This is a genomic window from Pseudomonas fakonensis (assembly GCF_019139895.1).
GTDB classification, from domain to species: domain Bacteria; phylum Pseudomonadota; class Gammaproteobacteria; order Pseudomonadales; family Pseudomonadaceae; genus Aquipseudomonas; species Aquipseudomonas fakonensis.
In genome coordinates this window covers 1,535,571-1,550,594 of record NZ_CP077076.1, presented here as the reverse complement: position 1 = coordinate 1,550,594, position 15,024 = coordinate 1,535,571, and the positions used below count along the sequence as shown (strand labels likewise).

Here is a 15,024-nt window from a genome sequence, read left to right as displayed (position 1 = left end):
GCAGATAAGGCACGAATCGACCTAGACAACGCTCAGCGTAGGCCATTTGCCATGCGTGTGACGGGGATTTTGAAGGCAGGGAGATCGCGCACGCCCCCTGTAGGAGCGGCCTTGTGTCGCGATGGACCGCGCAGCGGTCCCGGGATCTCGGCATCACGTGAAATCGCCGGGGCTGCTACGCAGCCCATCGCGGCGCAAGGCCGCTCCTACAAAGGGCCAGGCTCAGGTTTGCTGCAGGTGCCCATACAACTTGGCATACAACCCACCCTCGGCAATCAGCTGTTGGTGGTCACCATCCTCGGCCACATGCCCGCCATCGAACACCAGCACCCGGTCGGCCTGTTTAACCGCCGACAGCCGGTGGGCGATGATCAGCGTGGTGCGCCCGACCAGAAAACGCGCCAACGCCTGGTGCAGGTTGTACTCGGTGGCAGCATCCAGCGCCGAGGTGGCCTCATCCAGAATCACCACCTTGGGCTCGGCCAGTACCATGCGGGCAATGGCCAGGCGCTGGCGCTGCCCGCCCGACAGGCGCACGCCAGAGCGTCCGACCACGCTGTCCAGGCCCTGGGGCAGCGCGGCGATGGTGGCATCCAGCTGGGCGATGCGCAGTGCCTGCCAACAGGCTTCGTCGGTGCAGTCGCGGCCCATTGTCAGGTTGGCGCGCACGCTGTCGTTGAACAGCGACGGGTGCTGCAGCACCACCGCCACATTTTCGCGCAGGGTCTCAAGGCCGATCTCCTGCAGGCTCGCGCCACCAAAGCGAATGGTCCCGGCTTGGGCGCTGTACAGCCCCAGCAGCAGTTGCACCAGGGTACTCTTGCCGCCACCACTGGCGCCGACGATAGCCACCTTCTCGCCCGGGGCAATGGCCAGGTTCAGTTGGTCCAGCACCGGCTCGTCGGCGTAGGCGAAGCGCAGGTCGCGCACTTCGATACCCACCGTCTGGCGCCCGGCGAAGGGGTCGCTGGCTGCCGGATACTGCGGCTCGTCGGCCCGCGCCAGCAACTCGTTGAGCCGGCTCAGGGCGCCACCTGCGGCGTAGTAGGCATACTGCAGGTTGAGCAGTTGCTCCACCGGGCCAATCATGAACCACAGGTAGCTGAACACCGCCAGCATCTGGCCGATGGACAGGTCGGAGAACAGCACGGTGAGCATGGCTGCGGCGCGGAAGATGTCGATACCGAACTGGAACAACAGCCCGCTGGCACGCCCGCTGGCGTCGCTCTTCCACTGCGAGGCCACCGCGTAGTCGCGCACTTCGCGGGCGCGCAGGCCCAGGCGGCCAAGGAAGTAGCCCTGACGGTTGCCGGCACGGATCTCCTGAATCGCGTCGAGGGTTTCGCTCAGCGCCTGGGTGAAGCGCGCAGTGCTGTCGTTCTCGAGCTTTTTCAGGTGCTTGACGCGCTTGCCCAACTGCACGGTGAAGTAGATCACCAAGGGGTTGAACAGCAGGATCAACAACGCCAGCTGCCAGTGCATCCACATCAATATGGCGGCGGTGCCGGTAAGCGTGAGCACGGCCACCAAAAAGCGGCTGAGGGTTTCGCCGACGAACTTGTCAAGGGTGTCCAGGTCGGTGACCAGGTGCGTGGTCACCGTGCCGCTGCCCAGGCTTTCGTACTCTTTCAGCGAAATGCGCTTGAGCCGCTCGATCAGGCGGATGCGCAGGCGGTAGACGATATCCTTGGCCAACCCGGCGAACAGCTTGGCCTGCACCACGTTGAAGGCCAACGCCGCCAGGCGCAGGCTCAGGGTGAAGGCAAGCATCAAGCCGATATAACCTGCTGCCACCTGCCAGCCGGCGGGCAAGAACTGGTTCATCCACTTCAGCGCCGCATCGCCGCGGCCCAGCAGCACCTCATCCACCAGCAGCGGCAGCAGCAACGGAATGGGCACGCTGCACAGGGCCGCGAGCACGGCCACCAGGTTGGCGGTCCACAGGGCTTTCTTGTGGTGCAAGGCCAGGCGGCGGATCTCCGCCCAGCTCAGACGGTCAGGCACAACGGGCGGCTTCCCGGGCACCGGGTCGGGCGACCCGGGTACATCAAGCACAGGCGGCCTGCTGCAGCCAGCGGCCGAGCAAGGGTTGCAGGCTGTCCAGCGGCTGGTAGCCGTTGGTCAGCAAGGCCAGCTGGCCGTTACGCTCGGCCAACAGCGTGGGGAAGCCGGCAATGCCCAGGTCCTGCACCCAGGCAAAATCGGTGCTGGTGGCGGCGCGGGCGTCATGGCCGGCAAAGCGCTGGGCGAACGTCTCACGGTCGAAGCCGGCCTGTTCGGCCAGTTCCACCAATTGCGGGGCGCGGGTAACGTCCACGCCCTGCTGGTAGAACGACGCCTGGATCAGCTTGAGCAGGCCCCACATGCGCGCCTCGTCCAGCTCGCGCGCCGTCACCAGGGCGCGGCAGGCAGGCTCGGTGTCGTAGACGAAACCGTCGGGCATGGCGCCGTCGAAACGAAACGGCTGGCCGGTGGCGTCATGCACTGCCTGCCAGTGCTCGAGGATGTACTTGCGGGTCGAGGCATCCAGCGCGCTGCCGCCGCTGCGCAGGCCGCCGGGCACCAGGCGGGTGCTGACACCCGCGTCCGCGGCCTGGGCGATCAGGGCCTCGGCCACCGGCGCGAAACCCCAGCACCAGGAGCACATCGGGTCCATCACGTAAATCAGGCGGGCAGTCATGGATCAGGCCTCGGCTTTGTAGTTGAAACCGATCGGGTGTGGCAGGTTGCGCGCCTTGGCCAGCTCGATCTGCTTCTGCCGGTCGATGGCGCTGCGCCGGGTCTTCTCGCTCAGCGAGTCCCAGCAATGCGGGCAGCTCACACCGGGCGAGTAGTGCTCGGACTCGCGGTCCGCCGCATCGATCGGGTGGCGGCAGGCATGGCACTGGTCGTACTCGCCCTCGCTCAGGTCGTGGCGCACGGTGACCCGGTTGTCGAAGACGAAGCAGTCGCCGTCCCACAGGCTTTCGTCCTGGGCCACTTCCTCGAAGTATTTCAGCACGCCGCCCTTGAGATGATAGACCTCTTCGAAGCCTTCACCGAGCATGTAGCTGGAGGCTTTTTCGCAGCGGATGCCACCGGTGCAGAACATCGCCACCTTCTTGTGCTTGCTCGGGTCGAAGTTGGCCTTGATGTACTCGGGGAACTCGCGGAAGGTCTCGGTCTTCGGGTCGAGGGCGCCCTTGAAGGTGCCGATGGCCACTTCATAGTCGTTGCGGGTGTCGATCAGCAGCACTTCGGGGTCGCTGATCAGCGCGTTCCAGTCCTTGGGCTCGACATAAGTACCAACCGCCTTGTTCGGGTCGACGCCCGGTACGCCCAGGGTGACGATCTCTTTCTTGAGCTTGACCTTGGTGCGGTAGAACGGCTGCTCGTCGCAGTACGACTCTTTGTGGTCGACGTCCATCAGGCGCGCGTCGCTGCGCAGCCAGGCGAGCAGGCCGTCGATGCCTTCACGGGTGGCCGAGACGGTGCCGTTGATGCCTTCGTTGGCCAGCAACAAGGTGCCTTTGACGCCGTTGTCGAGCATCACCTTTAGCAGCGGCTCGCGCAGCTCGACGTAGTCTTCGAGGGTGACGAACTTGTACAGCGCCGCCACGACGATCGGTTGGGTCATTGCGTTGAATCTCCAGGTGGCTGCCCTCGTAAGGGGCGAACCGGAATGACAATTTTACGATTGCACAAAACCATCGCGGGGCAAGCCTGCTCCCACGTGGGAGCGGGCTTGCCCCGCGATGGCGTCGATGCGAAATCTGCAGGAAGCGCCAGTTTACCAGAACCCCGGAAAGGATTCAGTGCCCGCCGCCGGCGCACACCGGCGAAGCCGGCGCCACGCCCACCTGCGCCCACTCTTCGGGGGTGTAGGTGTGGATGGCCAGGGCGTGGATCTCGCCCATCAGCTCACCCATGGTGGCGTAGACCTTCTGGTGGCGCTTGACGCTGTTCAGCCCGGCGAACTGGCCGCTGACCAGCACCGCCTTGTAGTGCGTCTCCTGGCCACGGCTGTGCATGTGGCTTTCGTTGTGCACTTCAAGATGCTCGGTGCCCAGCGGCGCCAGTTGCTGCTCGATGCGTTGCTGCATGCTCATCGCGGTCGGCTCACTTCTTCGCAGGGGCCGCGGCCTTGCCGGCGCTCGGGTCGAGTTCCTTGGTCATGTCGTCGAGCAGCTTGTTGACCACAGGTACCGCAGGCTCGAGGCTCTGTTGAGTGAGCTGGGCCGACTGCTGGGTGACCTTGGGCATTTCACGCAAGACTTTCTTGCCCAGCGGCGACTCGTAGAACTTCACCAGGTCGTTCAGCTCGGCCTCGGTGAAGGTGGCGGTATACAGGTTGACCATCTGCGGCTTGAGTTTCTTCCAGCCGATGGCGTTGTCCAGGGCGGCGTTGGCCTTGGCCTGGTAGCTGTCGAGCACGTTCTTCTTCGACGCCGGTGCCTTGGTTTGCTCGAAACGCTGGGCGAACATCTGCTGGACCTGCATGTACACCGGGGTGCCCAGCTTGTCGGCATTGGCCAGGGTCAGGAATTTCTCGGCAGCAGCGTTGTGGCTGGGGGTGGCAGCGAGTACCTGGCCGCTGGCGCAAACCAGGGCAACGGCGGCACAGAGGGCACGGAGACGGGTCATTGCATTTCCTTCGTGAAAGGGAGGCGGGTACCTCAGAGTAGAGCATTCTGCGCCGTGGTGGCGATGTGCTCAAGTGGCACGACGAGCGATGCAACTGCTCGGTCGAATCACGGCCTAAACTGCGAATTCGCACTGCTAAAAGGAGAACGCGCAGCATGAGCCGTATCGAGACAGACAGCCTGGGCCCGGTCGAAGTTCCAGAGCACGCCTACTGGGGGGCACAGACCCAGCGCTCGCTGATCAACTTCGCCATTGGCAAGCAACGCATGCCACTGGCGGTGCTGCATGCCCTGGCGCTGATCAAGAAAGCCGCTGCGCGGGTGAATGACCGCAACGGCGATTTACCGGCCGACATCGCCCGGCTGATCGAGCAGGCCGCCGACGAAGTGCTCGATGGCCAGCATGACGAGCAGTTTCCGCTGGTGGTGTGGCAAACCGGCAGCGGTACCCAGAGCAACATGAACGTCAACGAGGTGATCGCCGGGCGCGCCAACGAGCTGGCCGGCAAGGGCCGCGGCGGCAAGCTGCCGGTGCACCCCAACGACCATGTCAACCGCTCGCAAAGCTCCAACGACTGCTTCCCCACCGCCATGCACATCGCCGCCGCCCAGGCCGTGCACGGCAAGCTGCTGCCGGCCATCGCCGAGCTGTCGTCCGGGCTGGCCGAGCTGTCGGCGCGCCACCAGCACCTGGTCAAGACCGGCCGCACCCACATGATGGACGCCACCCCGATCACCTTCGGCCAGGAGGTCTCGGCCTTCGTCGCCCAGCTGGACTACGCCCAGCGCGCCATCCGCGCCAGCCTACCGGCAGTGTGCGAGCTGGCCCAGGGCGGCACCGCAGTGGGCACCGGGCTCAACGCCCCGCACGGCTTCGCCGAGGCGATTGCCGCTGAGCTTGCGGCGCTGTCCGGCCTGCCCTTCATTACCGCACCGAACAAGTTCGCCGCGCTTTCCGGCCATGAGCCGCTGACCAGCCTGGCCGGCGCCCTGAAGACCCTGGCCGTGGCCCTGATGAAGATCGCCAACGACCTGCGCCTGCTCGGCTCCGGACCACGCGCAGGGCTGGCCGAAGTGCGCTTGCCGGCCAACGAGCCGGGCAGCTCGATCATGCCCGGCAAGGTCAACCCCACCCAGTGCGAGGCTTTGTCGATGCTGGCTTGCCAGGTGCTGGGCAACGACGCAGCCATCGGCTTTGCAGCCAGCCAGGGCCACCTGCAACTGAACGTGTTCAAGCCGGTGATCATCCACAACCTGCTGCAGTCTATCGAGCTGCTGGCTGACGGCTGCAGCAACTTCCAGCAGCACTGCGTGGCCGGCATCGAGCCCGACACCGAACAGATGGCCGCGCACCTGGAGCGCGGGCTGATGCTGGTGACCGCGCTCAACCCGCACATCGGTTACGACAAGGCCGCAGAAATCGCCAAGAAGGCCTACAGCGAAGGCAAGACCCTGCGCGAGGCGGCGCTGGAGCTCAAGTACTTGACCAACGAGCAGTTCGACCAGTGGGTGCGCCCCGAAAACATGCTGGCGCCAGGGGGCAAGGGCTGACCTCACAGGCGCCGCGCATAACCTGTAGGAGCAGGCTTGCCTGCGATGAGGCCCAACCAGGCAACCTCATCGCAGCGCCTGGCACCGGCACCGCCGGTGATCGCCGGCAAGCCGGCTCCTACAGGGGGCGGCTTTGCTGCAGGTTCCTGGCCCGCCAACCGGCCACCAATGATGGCCCCAGCGCCACCAGCGCCGAGCCCAGCACCACGGTCACCGCCCCCACATACCCCAGCGCATTGATTTGTTCAGCCTGCACATAGTCCGGCCACACCCAGGCCGCAACCGCCACCGCAACAAAGGTCACCAACGGCGTCAGCGCCAGGGTGGCACTGACCCGCGACGCCTCCCAGTGCGCCAGCGCCTCGGCAAAGGCGCCATAGGCCACCAGGGTGTTCAGGCAACAGGCCAGCAGCAGCCAGCCTTGCAACGGGCTCAACTGCAAGGCCTCAAGCGGGTGCACCCAGGGCGTCAGCAGCAAGGCGCAGCCGAGGTAGATCACCATCATCACCTGCTGCGAATTCCACACCGTCAGCAGTTGCTTCTGGCTCAGCGCATAGAGCACCCAGATGCTGGTGGCCAGCACGATGGTCAACACCCCGGTGGTGTACGCCCCCATCGAGGTCAGCAGCTCTTCCAGGCGCTGGTTGAAGAACAACCCGAAGCCTGCCAGCAACACCAGCAGGCCAACGCCCTGGCCCAGGCTGAAGCGCTCCTTGAACACGAACACGCTGGCCACCAGTAGCAGCACCGGCCCCAGTTGCACCACCAATTGCGCAGTGCCGGGGCTGAGCAGCTTGAGGCCGACCAGGTACAACACGTAGTTACCCAAAAGCCCGAGGATGGCCACCGCCACCAGGCCCTTGCCCTTGCGGCCCAGGCGCGCGGGCGACGGCAAGCGGCGGTTGGCCGCAAGCCACACGAACAGCAGGCTGCCGGACACGCTCAAGCGGTACCAGGTGACGGTCACCGGGTCCATCACCTGCAGCACCTGTTTCAGCTTGATCGGCAGGATGCCCCACAGCAGCGCGGTCAACAGGGCGAGCAGCAGGCCGAACAGCCAACGGCCGGAAGTGATGTGCATGGTTTCCTCGATACAGGCCCGGGATGGGGGTGGCTGAATTCTAAGGGGTTGCAGGGGTGTGGCGGGGGTTGGTTGCGGGAAAAGAATTCATCGGGTCATTCCGCCAGGGCATGGCACGCTTTATGGCTGCGATCCCGCAAGAGCGACGCGTACCCTGTAGGAGCGGCCTTGTGTCGCGATGGGCTGCGCAGCAGCCCCAATATATTCGATTCATACAATATTGCCGGGGCTGCTGCGCAGCCCGTCACGACACAAGGCCGCGTCAACAGTGATCACACCAACTTGTGTGCGATACGGCTATTTCTTGTGCTTGGCGAACGCCGCCTCCAGCGCCTGGTTGATGGTGCGCAGCACCTTCACCCGCGCCCAGCGCTTGTCGTTGGCCTCCACCAGCGTCCACGGCGCGATCTCGGTGCTGGTGCGGTCGACCATGTCACCCACCGCCTCACTGTACACATCCCACTTGTCGCGGTTGCGCCAGTCTTCTTCGGTGATCTTGTAGCGCTTGAACGGGATCTGCTCGCGCTCCTCGAAGCGCTCCAGCTGGGTCTGCTGGTCGATCGCCAGCCAGAACTTCACCACCACCACGCCGGCGTTGCGCAGCTGCTCCTCGAAGTCGTTGATCTCGCCATAGGCACGCATCCAGTCGGCCGGGCTGCAAAAGCCCTCGACCCGCTCCACCAGCACCCGGCCATACCAGGAGCGGTCGAAGATGGTGAACTTGCCACGCGCCGGGATATGCCGCCAAAAACGCCACAGATACGGTTGCGCGCGCTCCTCTTCAGTAGGAGCGGCAATCGGCACGATACGGTACTGGCGCGGGTCCAGCGCCGCCGCCACCCGACGGATCGCCCCGCCCTTGCCGGCCGCATCATTACCCTCGAACACCGCCACCAGCGCGTGCCGGGCCATGTGCTTGTTACGCAGCAGCCCGGCCAGGCGCGCCTGCTCGGTCACCAGCTGTTCTTCATAATCGTGCTTGTCCAGGCGCAGGGTCATGTCCAGCGCGCCCAGCAGGCTCTTGTCGTCGATGCTGCGGCCCAGCGGCGCCACGTTGCCCTCGTGCTTGCGCGGCTTGTTGCCCAGTGCCGCCTGCAGGCTCTCGAGCAAGATGCGCCCCACCGCCAGGCTGCGGTAGTGCGGGTCGACACCCTCGACCACATGCCATGGCGCATAGTCGCGGCTGGTGCGGCGCAGCACCCGTTCGCCAAAGCGCACGAAGCGGTCGTAGGTTTCCGACTGCTGCCAGTCCAGCGGGCTGATGCGCCAGTTGTGCAGCGGGTCGTGCTTGAGCGCCTTGAGCCGCGCCTTCATCTGCTTTTTCGAAAGGTGGAACCAGAACTTGATGATCAGCGCGCCTTCATCGCACAGCATCTGCTCCAGGCGCTCGGCGCCGACGATGGCCTGGTCCAGCACCGCGTCCTTGAACTCGCCGTGCACCCGGCCTTCGAGCATCTGGCTGTACCAGTTACCGAAGAACACGCCCATGCGCCCCTTCGGCGGCAATGCGCGCCAGTAGCGCCAGGCCGGCGGGCGGGCAAGTTCTTCGTCGGTTTGCTGGTCGAAGGTGCGCACCTCGATCAGGCGCGGGTCCATCCATTCGTTAAGCAGCTTGACCGTCTCGCCCTTGCCGGCGCCTTCGATGCCGTTGATCAGCACGATCACCGGGAAACGCGCCTGCTGCTTGAGCTCGTATTGCGCTTCGAGCAGCGCCTCGCGCAGGGCTGGCACCTCGGCGTCGTAGATGTCCTTGTCGATGCTGTGACCGATTTCTGCGGATTCGAACATGCCTGGCTCCTTCAATGGATAAGCAAGACTAGCGGATTGTGCGTGGCCTGTACCGGCCCCATCGCCGGCAAGCCGGCTCCTACAGGATTGTGCGTTGCCTGTACCGGCCCTGTTCCTGTAGGAGCCGGCTTGCCGGCGATGGGGCCATATGCCGTAAAATTCACCATCCGCCGCAACCGAGCCAACCATGTCCCGCCACCACGAACACGCCCAGATCGACTGGGACGACCAGGGCCGCCCCCACTCGCGCCAATACGACGACGTCTACTTCGCCAAGGAAGAGGGCCTGGACGAAACCCTGTATGTGTTCATCGAGCAGAACCAACTGCGCCAGCGCTTCAGCGCCCTGGCCGCGCACGACTGCCTGGTGATCGGCGAAACCGGCTTTGGCACCGGCATGAACTTCTTCTGCGCCTGGCAGCTGTTCGCCGAACTGGCCCACCCCGAGGCGCGCCTGCATTTCGTCAGCGTCGAGAAATACCCGCTGACCCGCGACGACCTCGCCCGCGCCATGCAGTTGTGGCCGCACCTGGCCGCCTACACCCAGCCGCTGCTGGCGCAGTACGTGGCCATCCACCCGGGCTTTCAGCAGTTCAGCCTGGACGGCGGGCGGGTCACCCTGACGCTGATGATCGGCGACGCCCTGGAGCAATTGCCGCAGCTCGACGCGCGCATCGACGCCTGGTTTCTCGACGGCTTCGCCCCGGCCAAGAACCCCGACATGTGGACACCCGAGCTGTTCACCCAGCTGGCACGCCTGTCGCACCCCGGCACCACCCTGGGCACCTTCACCACCACCGGTTGGGTGCGCCGCTCGCTGATCGACGCCGGCTTCACCATGAAGAAGGTGCCGGGCCTGGGCAAAAAGTGGGAGGTGATGCACGGCCTGTTCACCGGCACCCCAGCCCCCCTGCCCGCCCCCTGGTACGCCCGCCCGGCAGCCCTGCCCGGCCCGCGCCAGGCGCTGGTGATCGGCGCGGGCCTGGCCGGCAGCGCCACGGCGGCCAGCCTTGCCGCACGCGGCTGGCAGGTCAGCGTGCTGGAGCGCCATGACGGGGCGGCCCGGGAAGCCTCGGGTAACCCCCAGGGCGTGCTCTACCTCAAGCTCTCGGCCCACGGCACCGCGCTTTCGCAGATGATCCTGGCCGGCTTCGGCTACACCCGCCGCTGGCTCGAGCGCCTGCAGCGCGGCCACGACTGGGACGGCTGCGGCGTGTTGCAACTGGCCTTTGACGACAAAGAGGCCGCGCGCCAGGGCAAGCTGGCCGAGGCGTTCGACAGCAGCCTGCTGCACGTGCTGGCGCGTGAGCAAGCCGAAGCCCTGGCCGGCGTAGCCCTGCCTGCCGGCGGGCTGTTCTACCCCGAAGGCGGCTGGGTGCACCCGCCGGCGCTGTGCCAGGCGCAACTGAACCACCCACGCATCACCTTGCTGAGCCATGCCAACGTGCTGGAACTGCGCAAGGCCGATGGCCTGTGGCAAGCCTGGGACGGCGAACGGCTACTGGCCAGCGCGCCACTGATGGTGCTGGCCGGCGCCGCCGAGGTGCGCAGCTTCGCCGCCTGCGCGGAGCTTGCGCTCAAGCGCATCCGCGGGCAGATCACCCGCCTGCCGGCCAGCGAAGCCAGCCGCGCGCTGCGCACCGTGGTATGCGCCGAAGGCTACGTGGCGCCGCCGCGGGGTGACGAGCACACCTTGGGCGCCAGCTTCGACTTCCACAGCCAGAGCACCACCCCCACCGCTGCCGAGCACCAAAGCAACCTGGCGCTGCTGGGGGAGATATCCCCAGACCTGGCCGCACGCCTGGGTGCCGCCGAACTCGACCCGGCACAGCTCGAAGGCCGCGCGGCGTTTCGCTGCACCAGCCCGGATTACCTGCCCATCGTCGGGCCGTTGGCGGACGCGCAAGGGTTCGCCGAGGCCTACGCGGTACTGGGTAAAGATGCGCGGCAGGTGCCGCAGCTGGAGTGCCCGTGGCTGGAAGGGTTGTACGTGAACAGTGGGCATGGCTCGCGCGGGCTGATCACCGCGCCGCTGTGCGGCGAGCTGATTGCGGCGTGGGTCAGCGGCGAGCCGTTGCCAGTGCCCCGCGCCGTCGCCGAGGCCTGCCATCCCAACCGCTTCGCCCTGCGCCGCTTGATCCGCGGCAAGTGACGATTCCCTGTAGGAGCCGGCTTGCCGGCGATGAGGCCAGATGCGGTTATTGCAGGCCCGGCCCTATCGCCGGCAAGCCGGCTCCTACACGGCTACCGCCAGCTCTATATAACAGAATGATCTAAAACTCTCACAACCCACACCGGTCCTTTCCTAAGTGCCTGCAGTTGCGGGCACCCTCCCCAACGGCAAAACCGGTAAGGACCTATGTGCGGATTAGCAGGAGAGTTACGTTTCACCCCCATCGACCAAGCCCCTCGCCCGGCGGACCTCGCCGCGGTGGAGCGCATCACCCACCATCTGGCGCCCCGCGGCCCGGATGCCTGGGGCTTCCATAGCCAGGGCCCGATCGCCCTCGGCCACCGCCGCCTGAAGATCATGGACCTGTCCGACGGCTCGGCGCAGCCTATGGTCGACAACAACCTGGGGCTTTCACTGGCCTTCAACGGCGCCATCTACAACTTCCCGGAGCTGCGCGAAGAGCTGCAAGCCATGGGCTACAGCTTCTGGTCCGACGGCGACACCGAAGTGCTGCTCAAGGGCTACCACGCCTGGGGCGCAGCGCTGCTGCCCAAGCTCAACGGTATGTTCGCCCTGGCCATCTGGGAGCGCGACAACCAGCGCCTGTTCCTGGCCCGCGACCGCCTGGGCGTGAAACCCTTGTACCTGTCACGCAACGGCGAGCGCCTGCGCTTTGCCTCGACGCTGCCGGCGCTGCTCAAGGGCGGCGACATTGACCCGGTGATCGACCCGGTGGCACTCAACCACTACCTCAACTTCCACGCCGTGGTGCCCGCCCCGCGCACCTTGCTGGCCAACGTGCAAAAGCTCGAGCCCGGCACCTGGATGCGCGTCGACCGCCACGGTGAAGTCGAACGCCAGACTTGGTGGCAGTTGCACTACGGCCCCCACGCCGACGAGCACGAGCTGGACCTCGAAGGCTGGACCTCGCGCGTACTCGACGCCACCCGCGACGCCGTGGCGATCCGCCAGCGTGCGGCAGTGGATGTCGGCGTGCTGCTGTCCGGCGGCGTCGACTCCAGCCTGCTGGTGGGCCTGCTGCGTGAAGTGGGGGTGGATGACCTGTCGACCTTCTCCATCGGCTTCGAAGATGCCGGCGGCGAGCGCGGCGACGAGTTCCAGTACTCCGACCTGATCGCCCGGCACTACGGCACCCGCCACCACCAGTTGCGCATCGCCGAACACGAAATCATCGACCAGTTGCCGGCCGCGTTCCGCGCCATGAGCGAGCCGATGGTCAGCCACGATTGCATCGCCTTCTACCTGCTGTCGCGCGAGGTGGCCAAGTACTGCAAGGGCGTGCAGAGCGGCCAGGGCGCCGACGAATTGTTTGCCGGTTACCACTGGTACCCGAAGGTGGACGGTGCCGAGGATGCCTTTGGCGCCTACCGTGACGCCTTCTTCGACCGCAGCCACGCCGAGTACCGCGACACCGTGCAGGCGCCATGGCTGCTGGAGACCGACGCCGCCGGCGAGTTCGTTCGCGAACACTTCGCCCGCCCCGGCGCGCCGGACGCGGTGGACAAGGCCCTGCGCCTGGACAGCACGGTGATGCTGGTGGACGACCCGGTCAAGCGGGTCGACAACATGACCATGGCCTGGGGCCTGGAGGCGCGCACGCCGTTCCTCGACTACCGCCTGGTAGAGCTGTCGGCGCGTATTCCAGCGCGCTTCAAGCTGCCTGACGGCGGCAAGCAGGTACTCAAGCAGGCCGCGCGCCGGGTCATCCCCCACGAGGTGATCGACCGCAAGAAGGGCTACTTCCCGGTGCCCGGGCTCAAGCACCTGGAAGGTGCCACGCTGGGCTGGGTACGCGACCTGCTGACCGACCCCAGCCAGGACCGCGGCCTGTTCAACCCGGCGATGCTCGACCGCCTGCTGAGCAACCCCCACGGCCAGCTCACCCCGCTGCGCGGCTCCAAGCTGTGGCAGCTGGCGGCCCTGAACCTGTGGCTCAGCGAACAAGGAATCTGATCGATGAAAGCCCACGAAATCGCCTACGGCCAGCGCCTTTTGCGCGGCCAGGCGCCGTCCTACGAGCGCCTGCAGGCGCGCCTGGCCGGTGACGGCAGCGAGCCCCACGACCAACCGCGTGCGGTGCACTGCGGCTGGGGCCGGCTGCTGATCGGGCACACCTACCCGGACCCGGTAAGCCTGGCCGAAGCGCTGCTGGAGGAGCGCGCCGGCGAACGTGACATCGCCCTGTACGTGGCCGCGCCGCAGCAGGTGCTGGCCCAGGCGCCGCAGCAGCTGTTTCTCGACCCCTCCGACACCCTGCGCCTGTGGTTCACCGACTACCGCCCGGCGCAGCGGGTGTTCCGCGGTTTTCGCATCCGCCGGGCACAAACCACGGCCGACTGGCAGGCGGTCAACACCCTGTACCAGGCCCGCGGCATGCTGCCGCTCGACCCCGAGCTGCTGACACCGCGCCACCTCGGTGGCCCGGTGTACTGGCTGGCCGAGGACGAAGACAGCAACGCGGTAATCGGCAGCGTCATGGGCCTGAACCACAGCAAGGCCTTCGACGACCCCGAGCACGGCTGCAGCCTGTGGTGCCTGGCGGTGGACCCGCATTGCACCCGCCCAGGCGTTGGCGAGGTGCTGGTGCGCCACCTGATCGAGCACTTCATGAGCCGCGAGTTGGCCTACCTCGACCTGTCGGTGCTGCACGACAACCGCCAGGCCAAGCGTTTGTACAAGAAGCTCGGCTTTCGCAACCTGCCCACCTTCGCGGTCAAGCGCAAGAACGGCATCAACCAGCCGCTGTTCCTCGGGCCGGGCCCGGAAGCCGGGCTCAACCCCTATGCACGGATCATTGTCGACGAGGCCCTGCGCCGCGGCATCGACGTGCAGGTGGACGATGCCGGCGCCGGCCTGTTCACCCTGAGCCTGGGCGGGCGGCGTATCCGTTGCCGCGAGTCGCTCAGCGACCTTACCAGCGCGGTGACCATGACCCTGTGCCAGGACAAACGTCTGACCCGCAAGGTACTGCACCAGGCCGGGCTGCAGGTGCCGGCGCAGCAGTTGGCGGGCAATGCCGACGACAACCTGGCGTTTCTCGACGAGCACCGCGCGCTGGTGGTCAAGCCGGTGGATGGCGAGCAGGGCCAGGGCGTGGCGGTGAACCTGACCGACATCGACGATGTCGGCCACGCGGTGGAGCAGGCCCGGCGCTTCGACAGCCGGGTGCTGCTGGAAAGCTTCCACGCAGGCTTTGACCTGCGCGTGGTGGTGATCGGCTACGAGGTGGTGGCTGCAGCCATCCGCCACCCGGCCCAGGTGCTGGGCGATGGCAAGCACAGCATCCGTGCCTTGATCGAGGCACAGAGCCGCCGGCGCATGGCCGCCACTGGCGGCGAAAGCCGCATACCGCTGGATGACGAAACCGAGCGCACACTCAAGGGCGTGGGCCTTGGATATGACGATGTATTGCCCGCCGGCCAGCGCCTGGCCGTGCGGCGTACCGCCAACCTGCACACCGGAGGCACCCTCGAAGACGTCACCGAGCGCCTGCACCCGGTGCTGGCCGACGCCGCCGTGCGCGCTGCACGGGCGCTGGAAATTCCGGTGGTGGGGCTGGACTTCATGGTCCGCGATGCCGAGCACCCGGACTACGTGATCATCGAGGCCAACGAACGCGCGGGGCTGGCCAACCATGAGCCGCAGCCGACGGCTGAGCGGTTTGTCGATTTGCTGTTTCCCCATAGCCGGTGCTTGCCTGGTTGAGCACGGCCACCTGTACCGGCCCTATCGCCGGCAAGCCGGCTCCTACAGGGCATCGCGCGTTCCTGTAGGAGCCGGCTTGCCGG

11 protein-coding genes are annotated in these 15,024 nt (G+C 66.4%); 4 read left to right on the top strand and 7 right to left on the bottom strand.

The window, feature by feature from the left end:
* Positions 1-222 precede the first annotated feature (222 nt).
* The 5 genes from KSS94_RS07040 to KSS94_RS07020 form a co-directional block, all read right to left on the bottom strand.
* On the bottom strand, positions 223-2,055 hold the full coding sequence (locus KSS94_RS07040; RefSeq protein ID WP_217842301.1) for an ABC transporter ATP-binding protein: 1,833 nt from the start codon (positions 2,053-2,055) through the stop codon (positions 223-225).
* Positions 2,048-2,680, bottom strand: a complete 633-nt coding sequence (locus KSS94_RS07035) for a DsbA family protein (RefSeq protein ID WP_217842300.1) — start codon at positions 2,678-2,680, stop codon at positions 2,048-2,050. Before KSS94_RS07035 ends, KSS94_RS07040 begins: the two co-directional genes overlap by 8 nt.
* 3 nt (positions 2,681-2,683) lie before the next feature.
* Positions 2,684-3,616, bottom strand: coding sequence for an oxygen-dependent tRNA uridine(34) hydroxylase TrhO (gene trhO / locus KSS94_RS07030; RefSeq protein ID WP_217842299.1), 933 nt, complete (start codon positions 3,614-3,616; stop codon positions 2,684-2,686).
* Positions 3,617-3,791: 175 nt separating this feature from the next.
* Positions 3,792-4,088: a BolA family protein gene (locus KSS94_RS07025; protein ID WP_217842298.1), complete on the bottom strand. Its 297-nt coding sequence runs from the start codon at positions 4,086-4,088 to the stop codon at positions 3,792-3,794.
* A gap of 10 nt (positions 4,089-4,098) precedes the next feature.
* Positions 4,099-4,623, bottom strand: a complete 525-nt coding sequence (locus tag KSS94_RS07020; RefSeq protein WP_217842297.1) for a DUF2059 domain-containing protein — start codon at positions 4,621-4,623, stop codon at positions 4,099-4,101.
* Positions 4,624-4,778: 155 nt separating this feature from the next.
* On the opposite strand from KSS94_RS07020, the gene KSS94_RS07015 reads away from it, so the two are divergent.
* Positions 4,779-6,173 (top strand): class II fumarate hydratase, encoded by a 1,395-nt coding sequence (locus KSS94_RS07015; protein WP_217842296.1) that lies wholly within the window; start codon positions 4,779-4,781, stop codon positions 6,171-6,173.
* A gap of 118 nt (positions 6,174-6,291) precedes the next feature.
* On the opposite strand, the gene KSS94_RS07010 is transcribed toward KSS94_RS07015, so the two are convergent.
* On the bottom strand, positions 6,292-7,254 hold the full coding sequence (locus KSS94_RS07010) for a DMT family transporter (protein WP_217842295.1): 963 nt from the start codon (positions 7,252-7,254) through the stop codon (positions 6,292-6,294).
* A gap of 297 nt (positions 7,255-7,551) precedes the next feature.
* Positions 7,552-9,042 (bottom strand): polyphosphate:AMP phosphotransferase, encoded by a 1,491-nt coding sequence (gene pap, locus KSS94_RS07005; protein ID WP_217842294.1) that lies wholly within the window; start codon positions 9,040-9,042, stop codon positions 7,552-7,554.
* Positions 9,043-9,229: 187 nt separating this feature from the next.
* Here pap and mnmC point away from each other — a divergent pair, with 187 nt between their 5' ends.
* The 3 genes from mnmC to ngg all read left to right on the top strand — a co-directional run bounded on the left by mnmC (position 9,230) and on the right by ngg (position 14,941).
* Positions 9,230-11,194, top strand: a complete 1,965-nt coding sequence (gene mnmC / locus KSS94_RS07000) for a bifunctional tRNA (5-methylaminomethyl-2-thiouridine)(34)-methyltransferase MnmC2/FAD-dependent 5-carboxymethylaminomethyl-2-thiouridine(34) oxidoreductase MnmC1 (RefSeq protein WP_217842293.1) — start codon at positions 9,230-9,232, stop codon at positions 11,192-11,194.
* Between the two features lie 207 nt (positions 11,195-11,401).
* Positions 11,402-13,189 (top strand): N-acetylglutaminylglutamine amidotransferase, encoded by a 1,788-nt coding sequence (locus tag KSS94_RS06995; protein WP_217842292.1) that lies wholly within the window; start codon positions 11,402-11,404, stop codon positions 13,187-13,189.
* Positions 13,190-13,192: 3 nt separating this feature from the next.
* Positions 13,193-14,941 carry an N-acetylglutaminylglutamine synthetase gene (gene ngg, locus KSS94_RS06990; RefSeq protein WP_217842291.1) on the top strand — a complete coding sequence of 583 codons (1,749 nt, stop codon included), beginning with the start codon at positions 13,193-13,195 and terminating at the stop codon, positions 14,939-14,941.
* The last annotated feature ends 83 nt before the right edge of the window (positions 14,942-15,024 follow it).